1 protein-coding gene is annotated in these 718 nt (G+C 35.7%); it reads right to left on the bottom strand.

Annotated elements, in window-relative coordinates; translation table 11 throughout:
- A partial coding sequence (locus GC102_RS37415) for a helix-turn-helix transcriptional regulator (protein WP_171694015.1) occupies positions 1-718 on the bottom strand: 718 nt, incomplete at both ends.

The following is a 718-nucleotide window of genomic DNA, read 5'->3' as shown; positions in this document are numbered from 1 at the left end:
AACTATAGTTTTCAATACTCTTTCGACCGTACCTTTCAATGAATTGATCTTTTATGCTAGGCGAAATCAACGCCTTAATAGCGACTAGTTGCGGTTGATAACTTGCTTCATGTTCTTGTTCCACTAAATAATCTCTAGGGTTAAATGTGTTTTCATCCATAATAAGATGATCGATCCTGAATAATTTAAATGTTCTATATCTCTGACGATGTAAACAGAATCCCTTCAAATACCAACTCGATTCACTAAAATGAAGCTGATATGGCTCGACAATTCTATTCGTAGCGGATCCATTTTTATCCATATAGTTAAATGAAACTAACCTTCTCTTTAATATCGATTCTTGGCATATCTTCAAGGTTTGAAGAATATCAGACCGTCCCTCCCAATCATAAAATGACAGTCGGATTGAACCTTTCGGAGATAATGGGCTAACCATGGCTTCTATTTTTTTTATGGTCACTTCAACTTCTTCGCTAATTAGAATTTGTCCCAATCCGCCGAGTGCAGTTAATATATTCTCCAAGTCGGAGCTGCTTAAAAGACGTTTATCAACCTTGTATTCATCCATAATGCCGTAGCCGCCATTAATTCCGTGGATAGAATAGATCGGTATGTTTGATAAACTCAGTGTTTCCATATCACGAAGAATCGTTCTTTTGGAAACGTTAAATAATTGTGCAAATTTTTTTGTTGAAACGATATCTTTTTTGAGCAA

It is taken from the genome of Paenibacillus germinis, assembly GCF_013141785.1.
GTDB classification, from domain to species: domain Bacteria; phylum Bacillota; class Bacilli; order Paenibacillales; family NBRC-103111; genus Paenibacillus_E; species Paenibacillus_E phytorum.
This window is presented reverse-complemented; position numbering and strand designations above follow the sequence as displayed.